Origin of the sequence: Streptomyces sp. NPDC052236 (assembly GCF_044548015.1) — a bacterium.
GTDB lineage: Bacteria > Actinomycetota > Actinomycetes > Streptomycetales > Streptomycetaceae > Streptomyces.
Genome location: NZ_JBIUBL010000039.1, coordinates 1 through 16,271 on the forward strand (window position 1 = coordinate 1; position 16,271 = coordinate 16,271).

The 16,271-nt window shown below is 70.5% G+C and carries 17 protein-coding genes and 1 pseudogene; 8 read left to right on the forward strand and 10 right to left on the reverse strand.

Features of this window, described 5'->3' with window-relative positions; translation table 11 throughout:
• Positions 1-312: 312 nt before the first annotated feature.
• Complete coding sequence (locus ACIHCQ_RS40000; RefSeq protein ID WP_399673770.1) at positions 313-624, forward strand: NIPSNAP family protein; 312 nt, start codon at positions 313-315, stop codon at positions 622-624.
• Between the two features lie 9 nt (positions 625-633).
• Here ACIHCQ_RS40000 and ACIHCQ_RS40005 read toward each other — a convergent pair.
• The 3 genes and pseudogenes from ACIHCQ_RS40005 to ACIHCQ_RS40015 all read right to left on the reverse strand — a co-directional run.
• Positions 634-879, reverse strand: a pseudogene (locus ACIHCQ_RS40005) (DUF6879 family protein); the annotation flags it as partial.
• Between the two features lie 176 nt (positions 880-1,055).
• Complete coding sequence (locus ACIHCQ_RS40010; RefSeq protein ID WP_399673772.1) at positions 1,056-1,274, reverse strand: DUF397 domain-containing protein; 219 nt, start codon at positions 1,272-1,274, stop codon at positions 1,056-1,058.
• Positions 1,271-2,140, reverse strand: a complete 870-nt coding sequence (locus ACIHCQ_RS40015) for a helix-turn-helix domain-containing protein (RefSeq protein WP_399673774.1) — start codon at positions 2,138-2,140, stop codon at positions 1,271-1,273. The genes ACIHCQ_RS40010 and ACIHCQ_RS40015 overlap by 4 nt, the downstream gene beginning before the upstream one ends.
• A 210-nt stretch (positions 2,141-2,350) precedes the next feature.
• Between ACIHCQ_RS40015 and ACIHCQ_RS40020 the strand changes: the two genes are divergently transcribed.
• From ACIHCQ_RS40020 to ACIHCQ_RS40030, 3 genes are all read left to right on the forward strand, one after another.
• Positions 2,351-2,860 carry an ATP-binding protein gene (locus tag ACIHCQ_RS40020; RefSeq protein WP_399673886.1) on the forward strand — a complete coding sequence of 170 codons (510 nt, stop codon included), beginning with the start codon at positions 2,351-2,353 and terminating at the stop codon, positions 2,858-2,860.
• A gap of 369 nt (positions 2,861-3,229) precedes the next feature.
• Positions 3,230-3,451 carry a hypothetical protein gene (locus ACIHCQ_RS40025; protein ID WP_399673776.1) on the forward strand — a complete coding sequence of 74 codons (222 nt, stop codon included), beginning with the start codon at positions 3,230-3,232 and terminating at the stop codon, positions 3,449-3,451.
• Between the two features lie 77 nt (positions 3,452-3,528).
• Positions 3,529-6,702, forward strand: a complete 3,174-nt coding sequence (locus tag ACIHCQ_RS40030; RefSeq protein WP_399673778.1) for an ATP-binding protein — start codon at positions 3,529-3,531, stop codon at positions 6,700-6,702.
• Here the strand turns inward: ACIHCQ_RS40030 and ACIHCQ_RS40035 are convergent.
• From ACIHCQ_RS40035 to ACIHCQ_RS40055, 5 genes are all read right to left on the reverse strand, one after another.
• Complete coding sequence (locus tag ACIHCQ_RS40035) at positions 6,683-7,474, reverse strand: ABC transporter permease (RefSeq protein ID WP_399673780.1); 792 nt, start codon at positions 7,472-7,474, stop codon at positions 6,683-6,685. The genes ACIHCQ_RS40030 and ACIHCQ_RS40035 overlap by 20 nt on opposite strands.
• Positions 7,471-8,442, reverse strand: a complete 972-nt coding sequence (locus ACIHCQ_RS40040; RefSeq protein WP_399673782.1) for an ATP-binding cassette domain-containing protein — start codon at positions 8,440-8,442, stop codon at positions 7,471-7,473. Before ACIHCQ_RS40040 ends, ACIHCQ_RS40035 begins: the two co-directional genes overlap by 4 nt.
• 178 nt (positions 8,443-8,620) lie before the next feature.
• Positions 8,621-8,797 carry a hypothetical protein gene (locus ACIHCQ_RS40045; protein WP_399673784.1) on the reverse strand — a complete coding sequence of 59 codons (177 nt, stop codon included), beginning with the start codon at positions 8,795-8,797 and terminating at the stop codon, positions 8,621-8,623.
• Positions 8,797-9,708 carry an SDR family oxidoreductase gene (locus tag ACIHCQ_RS40050; protein WP_399673786.1) on the reverse strand — a complete coding sequence of 304 codons (912 nt, stop codon included), beginning with the start codon at positions 9,706-9,708 and terminating at the stop codon, positions 8,797-8,799. The genes ACIHCQ_RS40045 and ACIHCQ_RS40050 overlap by 1 nt, the downstream gene beginning before the upstream one ends.
• A complete protein-coding gene (locus ACIHCQ_RS40055; protein WP_399673788.1) occupies positions 9,705-11,237 on the reverse strand; it encodes a flavin-containing monooxygenase in 1,533 nt (510 codons plus the stop codon). Before ACIHCQ_RS40055 ends, ACIHCQ_RS40050 begins: the two co-directional genes overlap by 4 nt.
• A gap of 164 nt (positions 11,238-11,401) precedes the next feature.
• On the opposite strand from ACIHCQ_RS40055, the gene ACIHCQ_RS40060 reads away from it, so the two are divergent.
• The gene (locus tag ACIHCQ_RS40060) at positions 11,402-12,031 is read left to right on the forward strand and encodes a MerR family transcriptional regulator (protein WP_399673888.1); all 630 of its coding nucleotides are present in this window, start codon (positions 11,402-11,404) and stop codon (positions 12,029-12,031) included.
• 16 nt (positions 12,032-12,047) lie between these two features.
• Here the strand turns inward: ACIHCQ_RS40060 and ACIHCQ_RS40065 are convergent, their stop codons facing one another.
• Positions 12,048-12,845, reverse strand: a complete 798-nt coding sequence (locus ACIHCQ_RS40065; RefSeq protein WP_399673790.1) for an exodeoxyribonuclease III — start codon at positions 12,843-12,845, stop codon at positions 12,048-12,050.
• A 62-nt stretch (positions 12,846-12,907) separates the two neighbouring features.
• Between ACIHCQ_RS40065 and ACIHCQ_RS40070 the strand changes: the two genes are divergently transcribed.
• A complete protein-coding gene (locus ACIHCQ_RS40070; RefSeq protein WP_399673792.1) occupies positions 12,908-13,411 on the forward strand; it encodes a GNAT family N-acetyltransferase in 504 nt (167 codons plus the stop codon).
• A gap of 72 nt (positions 13,412-13,483) precedes the next feature.
• On the opposite strand, the gene ACIHCQ_RS40075 is transcribed toward ACIHCQ_RS40070, so the two are convergent.
• The gene (locus tag ACIHCQ_RS40075; protein WP_399673794.1) at positions 13,484-13,774 is read right to left on the reverse strand and encodes a hypothetical protein; all 291 of its coding nucleotides are present in this window, start codon (positions 13,772-13,774) and stop codon (positions 13,484-13,486) included.
• 220 nt (positions 13,775-13,994) lie between these two features.
• Between ACIHCQ_RS40075 and ACIHCQ_RS40080 the strand changes: the two genes are divergently transcribed.
• Positions 13,995-14,534, forward strand: coding sequence for a hypothetical protein (locus ACIHCQ_RS40080; protein ID WP_399673796.1), 540 nt, complete (start codon positions 13,995-13,997; stop codon positions 14,532-14,534).
• Positions 14,531-16,270, forward strand: coding sequence for a hypothetical protein (locus ACIHCQ_RS40085; RefSeq protein WP_399673798.1), 1,740 nt, complete (start codon positions 14,531-14,533; stop codon positions 16,268-16,270). Before ACIHCQ_RS40080 ends, ACIHCQ_RS40085 begins: the two co-directional genes overlap by 4 nt.
• Position 16,271: the final 1 nt, after the last annotated feature.

Genomic DNA, 16,271 nt, shown 5'->3' on the forward strand with positions numbered 1-16,271 from the left:
GCACACAGAAGAAGACCGGCTCGAACGGCCAGACCCAAACCCAAGCACTCACTCACGCTCACCAGAAGTCACCACCGCTCATTACTTCGGCAGCAATCCACAACCCCCTGCCCGGATCACCATCACGGAGTAGGCCAAGATCTCGCGGCCGCGGGAGGCATCGCGTGGCCGCGTGTCAGCGCAGCGCACAGGCAGCCACCGAAGTCGGATGCGATGCATCGGCTCCAGGCACCCGATGTCACACGTGACCGAAGTGAATGTGGCCGCCGACCTACCCGTCGAACGCGAATAGTCGCGCGGCATCATGGAGGCGTGATCACCATTCATCTGAAGTACGAGATCGACGCCGACAAGCTTGAGGACTTCGAGGAGTACGGCCGCCGCTGGGTCGGGCTCGTCAACCGCCTCGGCGGGACGCACCACGGCTACTTCCTGCCGAGTGAGGGCGACAGCGACATCGCCTACGCTCTCTTCTCCTTTCCGAGCCTCGCCAGGTACGAGCAGTACCGCACAGACAGCATGTCCGACCCGGAGTGCCAGGACGCGTTCGAACTGGCTCGCAGCTCCGGCTGCATCAAGCGGTACGAGCGCCGCTTCCTCCGGCCACTCGATGGCGCGTCCTAGACCACTTGTCTAGGACAGCCGGATCTCGTACTGATCGTGCGGAACCGCGCGCGACCAGACCTCTTCGAATGCCTCGGCGCAGAGTTTCGCGGCAGTCGGATTGTCGCTGATCTCCTCACCCGTCGATGAGCCGTCGCCTGCGAAGTGGTTCCAGTGGACCCATCGGCCATCGAAGAGCCAGAAGTCGTTACCCGGCAGGGCAATGTCCGAGGCACGACGACGCGGCAGCCACCGGATCCGCTCACCGGCCACGATCGTCGGGACGTTCGATGTTGCGGGAGCGGCATGCCCGGGGCTCTGCTTGGTCATGCACCCATCTTTGCGCACGGGCCCGACAACAGGCAGCCCGTCAGCTGATCGGTAATAGTGCTGTGTTGACGACAGCTGACTTCCCTGTTGCCGACGGAGAAAGCCAGCCACCGTCGGGTTGCTCAGAGTCCTCCGTCTGCCACGGCCTGCTGGAAGGCGCCCCAGGGGCCGACGGGGAACCGCAGCGGGCCGCGACCGGTGTCCTTGGAGTCGCGAACGACGATGCCGCCGGGGAGGTCAGTGATCTCTATGCAGTTGTTCTCCGGCCCGCTGCGTGAGGACTTGCGCCAGGACGCAGCAGAGAGATCGCGTGCGAGCAAATCAGCCTTTCGTTCGTTCACTTCCGGTGTCCTTCTTTCAATTGCGTGATCAATGCCAGCGAGTCCTCCACCGACAGTGCGGATGCGCGGATGCGCTCGAATGCCTTGGTGAAGTGGGCTGTGCCGTCATCATCCTCAACATAGGTGGCGCCCCTGATGTTCTCCAGCAGCACAACGTCCGGGATCGGGCCGGGGAAGCCCACCAGGCTGAACGCCCCCACCATGCCTGGGTGGACGGTTGAGTCCAGAGCCATCACCTGGATCGTGACGTTGGGCAGCTCGGAAGCGTCCAGCAGCCTCTGGAGCTGTTCACGCATGGTGGCCGGGCGCATCGCGAACCGTTGGTGCAGCGCGGCCTCATGGATGATCGCCCACAGCTGAGGAGATTTCCCAGGACGTGACAACACGGCCTGACGTGCCTGCCGGACCTCGGCCAGCGCCGTGACCTCCTCCGGGGTGCGGGATGTGGTGGTACCACCGATGGTCTCCCGGGCATAGGCGGCGGTCTGCAGCAGGCCGGGGACCAGTAGCGGTGACCATTCGCAGATCTGCTCGGCGTCGGTCTCCAGCGAGATGTAGTCCGCGTATGGCAGGAAGACAACCCCGTGATAGGTCTGCCACCAGCCGCGCTTGTTGGCGTCTCGGGCCAAGCTCTCGAGGGCCGAGAACACCTCAGAGTCCTTCATTCCGTACGTCTGGAGCAGCCTGCTGACATCGGCCGGGCGGATCGACTGCGCAGCATTCTCGATCTTCGACAGCTTCGGGGCCTTCCATCCGACGGCAGCGGCTGCTTCGTCCAATGTCAGCGACGCCTCGTTGCGCAGCCGCCTCAGTGTCGATCCAAGTCGGCGGCGCCGGATGGTGGGCACTACGGGGGAGTTCGGCATGACAGGAGTGTTACACCGCCCTGGGCCGCAATGAGATGCCGACCATCGAATCACTCTTTCGAGATAGGTAGAAAGCTTGCGACCTACTGTCGCGTGAGTCCATCCTCGACAGAAGGCGAACCCATGCCTCGGTAACACGCCCTCGCTCATGACTACTTGTTCACCGCTGTGCGGTCGCAGCACCGCAGGTTGGAGGCAGTTGTGTCCGTCATGTCCCAGCAGCAGGCCGCCCCGGCCGGGGCCTTCTACTTAAGGCCCCGGCCGCAGGGTTTCTCCCTCTACATGAACTCCTGTGCGGAGCATCTGCGGATGGTGCGTGAGCTGGCCGCCCGGACGCTTGGTGAGGCGGGGGTGGATGCCGGGACGTGCGAGAACGTGCAGCTGGTCATCTCCGAACTGGTCGGGAACGGGGTGCGGGCCTGCGGTGACCGGGTGCCCCTTGTCGTGGAGGTCGACGCCGAGAGGGCCGGGGTGTCGGTCAAAGTGCATGACCCGGAAGGGGAGCGGATGCCGATGCGCACACCGGTCTCGCTGGATGACGCTGAGTCAGAGAATGGACGAGGTCTGGGCCTTGTGGACTTCCTTGCGCCGGACTGGCAGACGGTACGCACCCCGCTGGGCAAGCAGATCGTGTGCCACGTGCCCTACGGCGATCAGGCCAGCACTACTGCGCTGGACACCGCGCCCCGGCAGCCCGAACACCGCGGCGCCGCCACTTGAACTCCTGGGCGGGACGGGCGGCCAGTCGCGTCGGGTGGCCCTCCCGCCCAGGGGCACCAGCTCCGGTTGCCCCACAGTTTCGGGCCGACCAGCCTCTGCCGAAACCAAGGAAGTTGTTCATGCCCCACTCCACCCCCACATCCCCGGTCGACCGGAACGTCATCCTCGGCAGAGGCCCGTGCATTCTGGCCTGCGTGTGCCTCAACGGCCACTGGCGGCAGCCGCAGCCACCCGGGGCCGCATGGGTTCCGCCTGCGAACTGGGAGACCACGGGGGCGCTGGTCCGCCCCTACGTGGTGCGCTACCTGGGCGAGGCGGACCGAACGGCGCGACGGGGAGAGAGCGGGTCAGCCCCTGGGGGGTACGACAGTGAGCAGCGCCGTGGAGGCTGTATGGGCCGCATGGATCAAGCACGTCGCGCAGTGCACCAACCAGTGCAAGACGGTCGGCAGGGACTGCGCACGCGCGGCCGAGCTACGGCTGGAACTGCGCGCCGCGCGCACGGCGGAGTTGCCGCCGAGCAGTACGGCGGACGCACCCCAGCGCTGGGCAGTGAAAGATCCTGGGAGTCATAAGCCCCGGCCGTCCTGATGCGAGGCCGCCCGCGCGGCGGGAGTTCGGCCCGCGGCGGGAGTTCCGGCGGCCGGCGCCTCCGTTAATCTGCACGGGTGACCACCGACCTGACCCTGCTGCCGCGTGTCGCCTATCGCGGACAGGAGGTCACCGCGCCCCGGCTCCGCGCCCTCCTCGCGCTGCTCGCGGGCGACTTGCGCACGGGCTGCAGCACCGAGCGGCTTGTGGAAGGGCTGTGGCTGCCGGACGAGTTGCCGGAGCGGCCGGGAAAGGCGCTGCAGGTCCTCGTGTCCAGGGCCCGGGCGCAGCTGGGCGCCGACGTCCTCGCAATCACGCCGACCGGGTACCGGCTCACCCTCGCCGAGGACCAGGTCGACAGCTCCGCCCTGCTGCTGCACGCCACCGCCGGCGCGGACCGGGCCAGGGCCGGGGACCACGCGGGATCCCTGGCCGCGGCCGAGGCCGGGCTCGCGCTGTGGGAGGGCACGGGCGGCGGGCCCGGCGAAAGCACAGACCCCGTAGCCGCGCTGCGCGCCGAGCGCGCCCCCGTCCGCGGCATGCTCGTCCGCGCGCGGGCGCTCGCGCTCGCCCGCCTCGGGCGGCACGCGGAGGCCGCCGGTCCGCTGGCCGTGGTCGCCGCGGAGCATCCGCGCGACGAGGAGGTGCTGGCCGAGCTGCTGCGCGGCGAGGCGGCGACGGCGGGCCCGTCCGCCGCGTTGACGCGGTACGAGGCGTACCGCCGTGAGCTGCGCGAGGCGCTCGGCACGAATCCGGGCGCCGGGCTCAAGGCCGTACAGCAGGAGCTGCTGCGCGGCGAGGCGCCCGTGGCCAGGCACGGCGTGCCGCACGAGCCGAACCCGCTCCTCGGCCGCGACGAGGACATCGCGGCGGTGCAGCGGCTGCTGCGCGCCTCCCGCGCCGTCACCGTCGTCGGCCCCGGCGGACTCGGCAAGACCCGGCTCGCGCACGCCGTCAGCCGCCGGGCCGAGCAGCGCGTGGTGTATTTCGTGCCGCTCGCCGGCGTCACCGCGGACGCGGACGTGGCCGCGGAGGTGGCCTCCGCGCTCGGCGCGGGCGAGGGGCGGCCCGGCGCCATGAGCGGCCACGGCTCGGCCGCCCAGGTGTCCGGCATCCTCGGCGTGCTCGGCTCCGGGCCCGCACTGCTGGTGCTGGACAACTGCGAGCAGGTCGTCCGGGGCGCCGCCGACCTCGTACAGGCTCTGGTCTCGTCCTCGAAGGACCTGCGGGTGCTCGCCACCAGCCGGGCCCCGCTGGGCCTCACGTCGGAGGCGGTGTACGCGCTGCCGGAGCTCGGTCTCGACACCTCGGTCGAGCTGTTCACGCAGCGGGCCCGGGCCGCCCGGCCCGGCGTGGAACTGCCGCCGGACGCGGTGGCCGGGCTGTGCCGCCACCTCGACGGGCTGCCGCTCGCCGTGGAGCTGGCCGCGGCGCGGGTGCGGGTGCTTTCCGTGCCGGAGATCGCCCGCCGCCTCGGTGACCGGTTCGTGCTGCTGCGCGGCGGGGCGCGGGACGTGCCGGAGCGGCACCGCACGCTGCACGCGGTCGTGGAGTGGAGCTGGAACCTGCTCGCGGAGGACGCCAGGGCGGCGATGCGCACGCTGTCCGTCTTCCCCGGCGGCTTCTTGGGCGAAGCGGCGGAGCAGGTCCTGGGCGAGGACGCGCTGTTCCTGCTGGAGCAGCTGGCCGATCAGTCGCTGATCACCGTCGCCGAAACCCCGGCCGGTGTGCGGTTCCGGATGCTGGAGACCGTACGGGAGTTCAGCGCGGCCCGGCGCGCGGAGGCGGGCGAGGACGAGGAGGCCGTCGGCCGGTTCCTCGCCTGGGCACGGGACTTCGGGGTCGCGTACCACGACTGGTTCTTCGGCTCGGAACCGCGGGCCGCCTGGGAGCGGATCAGGGCCGAGCAGGACAACCTCGTGCTGGCCCTGCGGCACGCCCTGGCCCGTACGGACGGCCCCACCCTCGCCGCCCTCACCGCCGTCCTCGCCGCCCTGTGGTCCACCGACTCCAACTACCCCCGCCTCACCGCCCTCGCCGCAGACACCGGCCCGCCACTGTCGCACTACTACCCCGAGCCCGAATATGTCGAAGTCGCCCGCGCCGCCGCGGTGTTGTGCACGACGAGCCTGTTCATGGGCTACGGCCCGCACGTCGTACGTCAGCTCGTCACCCTCCGGCGGCTGCCCCCGGCCCCGCCGGACACGCTGCTGCGCGCCACCGCGGTAGTGCTGAGCGCGGTCCCCGAGATGCTGCCTCCCGACTACGACGTGCTGCGGGGGCTCTGCGACAGCGAGCAGCCGCTGCTCGCCGGCGTCGCCGAGTGCATCGCCACCTACGTCTGGGAGCAGGAGCACGACATCGACCGCGCGCTCGCCTCGGCTCGCCGGATGATCACCGCACTGACGCCGGTCGACAACCCGTTCCTGCAGGTCATGGGCCACGCCCGGCTGGGCGAGCTGTGCTTGCAGACGGAGCAGGGCGAGGCCGCGTACGGGCACCTCAAGGTGGCGCTCGAGGCGCTCGGGGCGCTGCCGCGGCTCGGCGACGAGCACGACTCCATCGGCGTCCGCTGGGGCCTCGCCCTCGCCTGCCTGCAGCGCGGCGACCCCAACGAGGCCGAGTACTGGCTGCGGCAGGCGGAGGGCGACAACACCCAGCAGAAAGACGCCTTCTCCAGCTGGGACCTCGGCGGTCGCGCCGAGGTCGCGCTCGCCCGCGGACTGACGGAGGTCGGGCTCGGCTTGTGGCGCAGCGCCGTGGAGTGGCTCCCCGATGCCGGCTCGATGCACAGCGGCGACCCCTTCCTCGACCGGTGGGCGCTGAAGATCCAGTCGGCGGCGGTGACGGCGCACGCGCACGTCGGCCGTCTCGAGCTGGTCGCGGAGCCGGTCGACCGGCTGCGGCAGGAGCTGCGGACTTTGCTCTCCGGTCCGTCCGGCTCGCCCATGGAGCTCCCTGTGTTCGGGACGGTGCTGCACGCCCTTGGCATGGCGGGGCTCGCCTCCGGCGACGCCGGTGCCGGTGCCGGTGCCGGTGCCGGTGCCGTACGGATGATCGCGCTGGCCGAACGGCTGTGGGTGCAGCGCGACTTCCAGCCGACGATGTCGGCGGACCGCGCCCGGAAGGCGGCCGTCGACGCCGATAGGGCGGCGTACGCCGACGCGGTGTCGGCGTACGCCGCCCTGGGGCGGGACGAGCTGCGGGAGGCGGCCCGCGCTGTCATGGCGGTTACTTCGGGTCGCGGTTGAACAACGCTGTCGACCAGCGGTAGCCGAGCGCGGTCAGGCCGACGCACCAGGCGATCGCGATCCACCCGTTGTTGCCGATCTCGCTGCCGAGGAGCAGGCCGCGCAGGGTCTCGATGGCCGGCGTGAACGGCTGGTACTCGGCGATCGGCTGGAACCAGCCCGGCATCGTGTCGGCCGGGATGAAGGCGCTGGAGATGAGCGGCAGGAGGATCAGCGGCATTGCCATGTTGCCGGCCGCCTCGGGATTCGGGCTGGCCATGCCCATCCCGACCGCGATCCAGGTGAGCGCCAGGGCGAACAGCGCGAACAGTCCGAACGCCGCCAGCCACTCCAGAGCCGTGGCGTCCGTGGAGCGGAAGCCGATGGCCACGGCGATGGCACCCACGAGCACCACGCTCATCACGCACTGCAGCACGGTGCCGACGACGTGCCCGACCAGCACGGAGCCGCGGTAGACCGCCATCGTGCGGAAGCGGGCGATGAGGCCCTCGGTCATGTCCATGGAGACGGACACCGCGGCCCCGATCACGGTGGAGCCGATGGTCATCATCAACAGGCCCGGGACGATATAAGCGATGTAGTAGGAGCGGTCGGCGCCGCCACCGCCGATGCCCGCGCTCATCACGTCGCCGAAGATGTAGACGAAGAGCAGCAGCATCATGATCGGCGTGAGCAGCAGGTTCAGGGTCCCGGACGGGTAGCGCCACGCGTGCAGCAGGTTGCGGCGCAGCATCGTGTTCGAGTTGCGTACGGCGAGGGAGAGGGCGCTCATCGGACATCCGCCTTGGGCTGGTTGGGGACGTTGGTGTCGCCGGTCAGGGCGAAGAACACATCGTCGAGGTCGGGGGTGTGCACGGTCAGTTCGTCCGCCTCGATGCCGGCGGAGTCCAGCCAGTCGAGGATGGAGCGCAGCTCACGCTGGCTGCCGTCGCTGGGGATCTGCAGTGACAGAGCCTCGTCGTCGCGGGTGGCCTCGCGCAGGGCGAGGGCGGCCAACTGATACGTAGCCGGGTCGGTGAACCGCAGCCGCACGTGCCCGCCCGGGATGAGCCGTTTCAGCTCGTCGGCACTGCCCTCGGCGACGATCTTGCCGTCGTTGAGCACCGCGATGCGGTCGGCGAGTTCGTCGGCCTCCTCCAGGTACTGGGTGGTGAGGAAGACGGTGACGCCGCCGGAGACCAGGTCGCGGATGATCCCCCACATGTTGTGGCGGGAGCGGGGGTCGAGTCCGGTGGTCGGCTCGTCGAGGAAGATGATCCGCGGGCTGCCGACCAGCGTCATGGCCAGGTCGAGGCGGCGCTTCATGCCACCGGAGTAGGTGGAGACGGGCTTCTTCGCGGCCTCCACCAGGTCGAAGCGCTCAAGAAGCTCGGCGGCACTGCGGCGGCTCTCGCTGCGGGAGAGCAGGTGCAGGTCCGCCATCAGAAGCATGTTCTCCTCGCCGGTGATCAGCCCGTCGACAGCGGAGAACTGCCCGGTGACGCCGATCGCGGCCCGCACCGCCTGCGGATCGGCGGCCAAGTCATGGCCACCGACATGCAGATCGCCGGCATCGGCGGTGATGAGAGTGGAAAGGATCTTCACGGCGGTGGTCTTGCCGGCGCCGTTCGGACCGAGCAGAGCGAAGACGGTACCGGCCGGCACCGCCAGGTCGATGCCGTCGAGGACCGTCTTGTCCCCGTAGGCCTTGTGCATCCCCTTGGCCGCGATGGCGAGTGAGTGCGATGTCGTTGTCGTCATGCCGCAGAGACTGCGGCAGAGCGCATTCAGCGCGGTTTCACGATGCCTTCAGTGCCCTGAAACCGGGCGGCGGAGGGCAGTCCTTACCGCCTCCCTGCCGTTGCTGCCTCTCTGCCGTTGCTGCCTCAGCGCGGCTATCGCCGCGCCCCACCGGCACGATCGGTTGAACAGCGGCTTCTCAGCCTGGTTGCCGGTGGTCGAGGTAGGTGAGTACGGCCTGGACCCGGCGGTGACCGCTGTTGACGGAAGGCAGGCCGAGCTTGGCGAAGATGCGCCCGATGTGTTCGTGGACGGCGTTGTGGGTGACGGCCAGTCGGTCGGCGATGGTGGTGGTGTTGTCGTGGCCCTCGGCCATCAGGGCGAGCGCTTGGTGTTCGCGCGGGGTGAGGTGGGACGGTTTCGCTGCGTACGCGCCTCCTCGTCCGCCGCGCCACCCGCCCCCATCAGCCCCTTTTCGACCCCCTCCAGCCGCCCCTCGAAGCGCCTCATCTGCCGCTGCCCCACCGTCCCGATCAGCGACGGCAGATACCCCCGCACCGGCTGCATCCCCCGTAGCCACCACTGCGCGTACACATGCGAGGACCGCCGTTCCACCCCGGCCACCAGCCGGTCCACCGCCGGGCCCAGTGGGTACGTCCTGTTCGCCGGCCAGGGCAGCCTCCGCCGCAGCTCCCGCATCACCCCGTCCCGGTCCGCGCCCCGCACCATGTCCGTGTCCGTCCAGGACAGATACGCGACCCCGACCCGCACCCCCCTGTACCCCACCTCCGCCCGCAGGCTGTGCGCGAACGCCTCGGCGCCCGACTTCGAGGCGCAGTACGCCGTCATCATCGGCGCCGCCGTGATCGCCGCCAGCGACGCGATCTGGAGGAAGTAACCCCGGCTCTCCAGCAGCGCGGGCAGGAACGCCCGGCAGGTCACCGCGCTTCCGATCAGGTTGACCTCGATCACCCGCCGCCACGCGACAGGGTCCGAGTCCAGGAACGGCCCGCCGGACGCCACGCCCGCGTTGGCCACAACGATGTCGATCCTGCCGAAGCGGGTCTTGACCTCCTGGGCTACACGCGCCATCGCCTCGTGGTCGGTGACGTCGGCGTGCCACCAGTCGGCGTCGGTGTGCAGCCGCGCCGCGACCGCCTTCAGTTCGCCGGGCTCCAGGCCCACCAGCGCCACCCGCGCGCCGCGTGCCGAGAGTTTGCGGGCCAGCAGTTCGCCCACGCCCCGTGCCGCGCCCGTGACGACCGCGACCTGGCCCTCCAGGCTCATCGCACGGCCTCCACAGAACCGACGGCGGGTGTGGCGACGACCCTCGCCGGAGCCCGTACGACCTCGTACTCCGAGAGGTTCACCCGGCTCGTCGCGGCCCGGAACTCCCGCGTCGTCCCTGGCCAGAGCGTCGTATTGCGCCCGCTGGAGTCCAGGTACCAGCTGGTGCAGCCGCCGGTGCTCCACACGGTCCGCCGCATCCGCTCCTGCACCCGGCGGTTCCACCCGTGTACGGCGGACGGCCGGGCCGCGAGCGCCACCCGACCGCCCAGGATGTTCAGCTGGCGCATGTAGTCGGCGAGGTAGTTCAGCTGCGACTCGATCATCAGGATCATGGAGGAGTTCCCGAGCCCGGTGTTCGGGCCGATGATGGTCATCCAGTTGGGGAACCCGGCCACGGTCGCGCCGCGCAGCGACTGCATGCCGCTCTCGCCGTTCCAGTGCTCCGCGAGCGTGCTGCCCTCCGCGCCGACCACCCGGTCCGCGATCGGCATGTCCGTCACATGGAATCCCGTACCGAAGATGATCACGTCGGCCTCGGTCTCGCTGCCGTCGGCGGCGACGAGCGTGTTCCCGCGTACCTCCGCCAGGCCCGAGGCCACCAGGTCCACATTGGGCCGGGCGAGCGCCGGGTAGTAGTCACTCGACAGCCCGATCCGCTTGCAGCCGATGCGGTACGAGGGCGTCAGCGCGGCCCGTAGCGCGGGGTCCTTGATCGCGCGGGCAATATGGGACTTGGCCACCGCCTCGACGAGGCCCAGCTCGTTCGGATGCTTGGTGAAGGCGCTGACCTGCAACTCCCTGATTCCCCAGAGCAGTCCGCGGCGCGCCGACCCGGTGAACGGCAACTGGCGGTGCAGCCACCGCTCCCCCGCGCTGATCGCGCGGTCCACGCGCGGCAGCACCCACGGCGGCGTCCGCTGGAACAGCGTCAGCTGCCGTACGTGGGGCTGGATCGCCGGGACGATCTGGATCGCCGACGCGCCCGTACCGACCACGGCGACGCGCTTGCCGCGCAGGTCGTAGTCGTGGTCCCAGCGGGCGGAGTGGAAGACCTTGCCCGGGAAGCCGACCAGCCCCTCGATCTCGGGGATCTTCGGGTCGGAGAGCGGGCCGGTGGCCGAGACCACCACATCGGCGGTGAGCGTCCCCTGGGACGTCTCGATCTCCCAGCGCAGTTCGTCGTTGTGCCAGCGCATCATCAGGACGTCGTGGTTGAAGCGGATGTGGGAGCGGAGGCGGAAGGTGTCCGCGACGTGCTCCAGATACGCGCGGATGTGCCGCTGCCCGGAGAAGGTGCGCGGCCAGTCGGGGTTGGGCGCGAAGGAGAACGAGTAGAGGTGCGAGGGCACGTCGCAGGAGCACCCCGGATAGCTGTTGTCCCGCCAGGTCCCGCCGACCGAGTCCGCGCGTTCCAGAACGACGAAGTCGGTGATCCCTTCGCGGCGCAGCCGGACGGCGGCGCCCAGACCGCCGAAGCCGGATCCGATCACCGCCACTCGTACGTGCTCGTGCTCGGGCTGTCCCATGCCGTTGCCTCCCGCTGTACGCCTGTACGCCATGACCGCGCCAGCAATTACTGGCACGGTTGGGAGAGTAGAGCAGCGGCCTACCCATGGGTAGAGGCCGCACCGGACTGGTTACCGGCGGTACAACATAGGCTGCTCACGTGGCGGACAAGCGGGAGTACCGCATGGAGGAGCTGGCCGAGGAGGCCGGCATCACCGTGCGCACAGTGCGCTTCTACCGTGAGCGCGGGCTGATCCCGCCGCCCCGCCGCGAGGGCCGTATCGCCTGGTACGACGACGATCACCTGGCCCGCCTCCGTACGATCGCCGCCCTGCTGGAGCGCGGCCACACGCTCAACGGCATCGCGGACCTCGCCACCGCCTTCGAGAGCGGACGCGACGTAGGCGAGGTGCTCGGTCTCGGCGAACCCACTGAGGAGACCCCGGTACGTCTCAGCCCGGGGGCGCTCGCCGACTACTTCGAGGGCGAGGTCACGGCCGAGAACCTGGCCACCGCGCTGGAGCTGGGCTACCTGGCGAAGGACGGCGAGGAGATCGTCCACATCAGCCGGAACCTGCTGGACGCCTCGGCGGCGCTGGTACGGGAGGGCATACCGCTCACGGCGGTCATGGCCGCGAGCCGCCGGGTGCGCACGCACGCGGAGGCGCTGGCCGAACTCTTCGTCGAGGTGCTGCGCACCCACACCCCGCAGGGCGAGGCGGACCGGCTGCGCCCGCTGGCGAAGACCATCGTGGCCGCGGAGCTGTCGATGGCGCTGGACCGGCTGCTGCGCGCCCCGGGCGACGACCGCTGACGCGTCCGCTGACGCGTCAGAGTTCGTACACCGCCGTCACGGGCGCGTGATCGCTCCACCGCTCGCCGTGGGTGGCGGCCCGCTCCACCCACGCCTTGACCGCGCGCGCCGCCAGACCCGGCGTCGCCACCTGGTAGTCGATGCGCCATCCAGTGTCCGTGTCGAAGGCCCGCCCCCGGTACGACCACCAGGAGTACGGCCCCTCCTGCTCGGGGTGCAGCGCCCGCACCACGTCCACATACTCACCGTCGGCGAAGACCTGCGTCAGCCACTCCCGCTCCTCCGGCAGGAAACCGGAGTTCTTCTTGTTGGCCTTCCAGTTCTTGAGGTCCGCCTCCTGATGCGCGATGTTCCAGTCGCCGCACACCACGACCTCGCGCCCGTCCGCCGCCGCGCGTGCCTTCAGCTCGCTCAGGTACGGCAGGAACTCGGCCATGAACCGCACCTTCTCGTCCTGGCGCTCCGTCCCCACCTCGCCCGACGGCAGATACAGGCTGGCGACCGTGACACCCGGCAGGTCCGCCTCGATGTACCGCCCGCTCGCGTCGAACTCGCTCGACCCGAACCCGGTGCGCACCTGGTCCGGTTCGCGCCGCGTGTAGAGCGAGACGCCCGCGCGGCCCTTCGCGAGGGCCGGTGCGTGCACCGCGTGCCAGCCGTCCGGCTCCCGCACCTCGTCGGGGAGCTGGTGGGCCTCGGCCCGTACCTCCTGGAGGCAGATCGCATCGGCGGCGGTGCCCGCCAGCCACTCCACGAAGCCCTTCTTGGCGGCGGCGCGGAGACCATTCACATTCACGGATGTCACGGTGAGCATCCCGGCACCCTACCGACCGCCGACCCGTTAGGTGCCAATCGCACGCATGTACGCTTGCGCGCATGCATGTCCAGCAGGTGCGCTTCGACCACCCCGATGCCGTCAAGCTCAACGACCGTGTCCAGCTCGAGTACGCCGAGCGGTACCGGGAGGACGGTGAGACCGAGGGCGATGTCACACCCCTCGACGCCACCATGTTCGTACCGCCGCGCGGTCTGTATCTCCTCGCGTACGACGCCCTGGACCAGCCGGTGGCCACCGGCGGCTGGCGCTCGATGGGGGAAGCGGGCGGCGAGGGCTACAGCGACGGCGACGCCGAGATCAAGCGCATGTACGTGATACCGGAGGCGCGCGGCCTGGGCCTCGCGCGCCGGATCCTCGCCGCGATCGAGGAGGACGCCCGCGCCGCGGGCCGTATCCGCATGGTCCTGGAGACGGGCACCAAGCAGCCCGAGGCGATCGCGCTGTATACGTCGACCGGCTATGAGCCCTGCGCGCGGAAGTTCGGTCACTACCGCGAGTACGACAACAGCCGCTGCTACGCGAAGCTGCTACAGCGCCCCTGACACCGGATCAGCGCCTGGGCTTTCCCACCGCCGCACCCGGTCCCGGTCGGCACCAGCGCCCCCGCTCCGGGGTTAAGCGCTGAGCGCCCAGATGAGGGTGGTGGCGCCGGTGAATCCGATGGCGCCGAGGGTGGTTCCGGCGATGGCGGTCCACAGGCGGCCGGTGCCGTGGCGGGCGTAGTGGATGCCCGCTGCGCCGAAGGTGACGGCGAGGGCTCCGGCGATGATCGCCCACGGGAGCGCGGCGAAAGCGAGCGCGGGCGCCCATGCACCTGCGGCGGAGATGACGCCGAGGACAAGTGCGGTGGGGCCCAGAGCGACGGCGGGTGTGTCGGTTCGGTCGGGCACAGTCGGCTCAGGCATGACCTGGCCCCCCTTTTTGAACGGGTTCAAATCGTACGCCGATCGTACCGCCAGGGCGCGCGGCGGGCCGATTGGGGTCGGCACACAGCGAAGGGGCCTCACCTTCCCGCGGCCATCACCAACAGCACGCCGACTCAGGCCAGTTGACACACACTCACGATCTACTTAGGTTTGCCTTACCTAAGTGGTTCCTGGTCTGTCGAGAAAGGCTCCTGCCCTCATGAAGACCCCCCTGTCCCGCCGCGCCGCCGCCCGTGTCGGTATATCCGCCCTGGCCGCCGCCGCGCTGACGGTCTCCGCCGCGTCCACCGCCTCCGCCGCGACCGGGACCCGTACGGTCACCGACCTCGGGACCACCTACAACCTGTCGCTCACCGCCCCGGACACCGCCGCCGAGGCGGGCGCGAACATCACCGTCACCGGGTCCGGCTACAACACCACCCAGGGCGTCTACGTCGGGCTGTGCGTGGTCAGCGGCGTACCGGGGGCCGTCAAGCCCTCTCCGTGCCTGGGCGGGCAGGACCAGTCCGGCACCACCGGGGCCTCGTACTGGGTGTCCAACTTCGGCGGTGGCATGCTGCCCAACAGCTCGGCCTTCGGCGCCGGCGGCACCTTCACCGCCACCATCCACGTCAAGGCCGACCTCGGCAACGGCAACGTGTGCGGGGACACCGTCACCTGCTCGGTCGTGACGCGCGCCGACCACATGGACTCCGGCGATCGCAAGTACGACGTCCACGTCCCCATCACCTTCCAGTGACGCGCCTCCCCTCCGCCCGGAGCGCGGCCCGCGCCACGGCTGTCGTACTGATGGCCACTGCCACCACAGCCACCGGGCCGGGGGGCGTAGCGACCGCCGCGGAGGCCGCGCCCGGGACCGTGAGTTACGCCCGGGCCGCCGCCGACATCACCGGCGTCGGCAAGCCCCTCGACCTGCTGATGCACCCCGTCTCCGGGAAGCTGTACGTGGGTGGGGACATCCTCCCCGCCGCACCGGAAACCGACGAGCGCGGCCTGTACGCCCTCGACCCGGCCACGGGCGCGGTCCTCAGCCATGTCCCCCAGGCGCCCGGACCGAACGGGTTGCCGCGGGCGGCGGCGGTGGCCCGGTTCGCCGGCCCCCTGCCCGGGGCAGCGGACGGCGTCGTGTTCAACTATCCGCTGCGGGGCCTGGGTTCCGCCAAAGACGGTGACGCGGCGGCCCAGGGCGTGTGGCTGGCCGGGGCCACGGTCACGGGTGTCGGGCAGGGGTTCAGCGCCGGCACCACGCTGGTCGGCCAGGGTGCCGTGCTGTCGGAGACGGAGACCGCGACCGGGACGGTGAAGCGGAGCGTCACACCCGGCGGCATCGGACTGTTCGCCGTCGACACCGCGCGCAAGGCGGTGTGGTTCGGCGACTTCGACGCCGGTCGCCTGCATCGCGTCGACGAGGACACGTTCACCGTCATGGCGAGCTACGACATCCCGGCGGGCCTGGGCTCCACCCGGTTCGTCGTGGTCGATCCGGCCGACGGCTCGGTGTGGGTGGGCCGGGGCAACACCGTCTCGGTGTTCGCCGCCGGTGGCGCCCTGCGTACCACCCTCAAGGGCGTGGACCTCGCGGGCGACGTCGCCTTCGACACCGTCACGCACCGCGCGTACGTGGTGTGGATGGACGGCGACTCAGACAGCGTCGAGGGATCGGACGCCAACGGCGTGGGATCGCTCGGCGTGTACGACACCGAGACCCTCGCGGCAGCCGCCGAGTCGGTGCCCATCCCGCAGAGCTCCTCGCAGTACGGCAACGCAGCGGTCGCGGTGACGCCCGGCGGGGGTGCGGTCTTCGTGACCAATCCCAACCTGGACGTCGCCAAGGTCATGAAGTTCGTACGCAAGGTCTCCCCGAAGGTCACGGGGCAGCCCGCCGACGTCACCGCGGCGGCGGGCGGCGCGGTCGAACTAGCGGCACACGCGGCGGGCACACCGGCCCCCGCCGTGCGCTGGCAGAGCAGTGCCGACTCCGGGGCCACCTGGCAGAACGTCGAGGGCGACGCGGCGGCGAAGGACACGTACGCCTTCACCGCCGAGGCCACGCTGAACGGGCGCCGGTACCGGGCCGAGTTCAGCAACGACACCGGTGTGGCGCTCACCGATCCGGTCACCCTCACGGTCACCGCCAAGGGTCCCGAGGACCCCGGCACCGAGGATCCCGGCACGGAAGACCCTGGAACCGAAGACCCTGGAACCGAAGACCCGGGCACGCAGGACCCCGGCACACAGGATCCCGGTACCGAAGACCCGGGTACCGAACAGCCCGGCGGTGACGGCGGCTCCGGATCGGCCGGCGCCTCCGGGGGCACGGTCGGCGATACCGGCATCACACCGAACGGCAGCCCGAGCGGCAGCCTCGCGTCCACCGGAGCAAGCATGCTGCCCGCGGCCGGGGCCGCCGCCGCGCTTCTGGCAGCGGGCGTCGTCGCGGTGCGCCGGAGCAGGCGCCGGGAGGTCGGCGAGTAGC

Excerpts from the sequence above, each read along its gene's own strand:
- ACIHCQ_RS40015 (WP_399673774.1), bottom strand. The coding sequence starts at position 2,140 with ATGCCGAACTCCCCCGTAGTGCCCACCATCCGGCGCCGCCGACTTGGA.
- ACIHCQ_RS40020 (WP_399673886.1), top strand. The coding sequence starts at position 2,351 with ATGTCCCAGCAGCAGGCCGCCCCGGCCGGGGCCTTCTACTTAAGGCCC.
- ACIHCQ_RS40035 (WP_399673780.1), bottom strand. The coding sequence starts at position 7,474 with ATGAGCGCCCTCTCCCTCGCCGTACGCAACTCGAACACGATGCTGCGC.
- ACIHCQ_RS40040 (WP_399673782.1), bottom strand. The coding sequence starts at position 8,442 with ATGACGACAACGACATCGCACTCACTCGCCATCGCGGCCAAGGGGATG.
- ACIHCQ_RS40045 (WP_399673784.1), bottom strand. The coding sequence starts at position 8,797 with ATGGCCGAGGGCCACGACAACACCACCACCATCGCCGACCGACTGGCC.
- ACIHCQ_RS40050 (WP_399673786.1), bottom strand. The coding sequence starts at position 9,708 with ATGAGCCTGGAGGGCCAGGTCGCGGTCGTCACGGGCGCGGCACGGGGC.
- ACIHCQ_RS40055 (WP_399673788.1), bottom strand. The coding sequence starts at position 11,237 with ATGGGACAGCCCGAGCACGAGCACGTACGAGTGGCGGTGATCGGATCC.
- ACIHCQ_RS40060 (WP_399673888.1), top strand. The coding sequence starts at position 11,402 with ATGGAGGAGCTGGCCGAGGAGGCCGGCATCACCGTGCGCACAGTGCGC.
- ACIHCQ_RS40065 (WP_399673790.1), bottom strand. The coding sequence starts at position 12,845 with ATGCTCACCGTGACATCCGTGAATGTGAATGGTCTCCGCGCCGCCGCC.
- ACIHCQ_RS40070 (WP_399673792.1), top strand. The coding sequence starts at position 12,908 with ATGCATGTCCAGCAGGTGCGCTTCGACCACCCCGATGCCGTCAAGCTC.
- ACIHCQ_RS40075 (WP_399673794.1), bottom strand. The coding sequence starts at position 13,774 with ATGCCTGAGCCGACTGTGCCCGACCGAACCGACACACCCGCCGTCGCT.
- ACIHCQ_RS40080 (WP_399673796.1), top strand. The coding sequence starts at position 13,995 with ATGAAGACCCCCCTGTCCCGCCGCGCCGCCGCCCGTGTCGGTATATCC.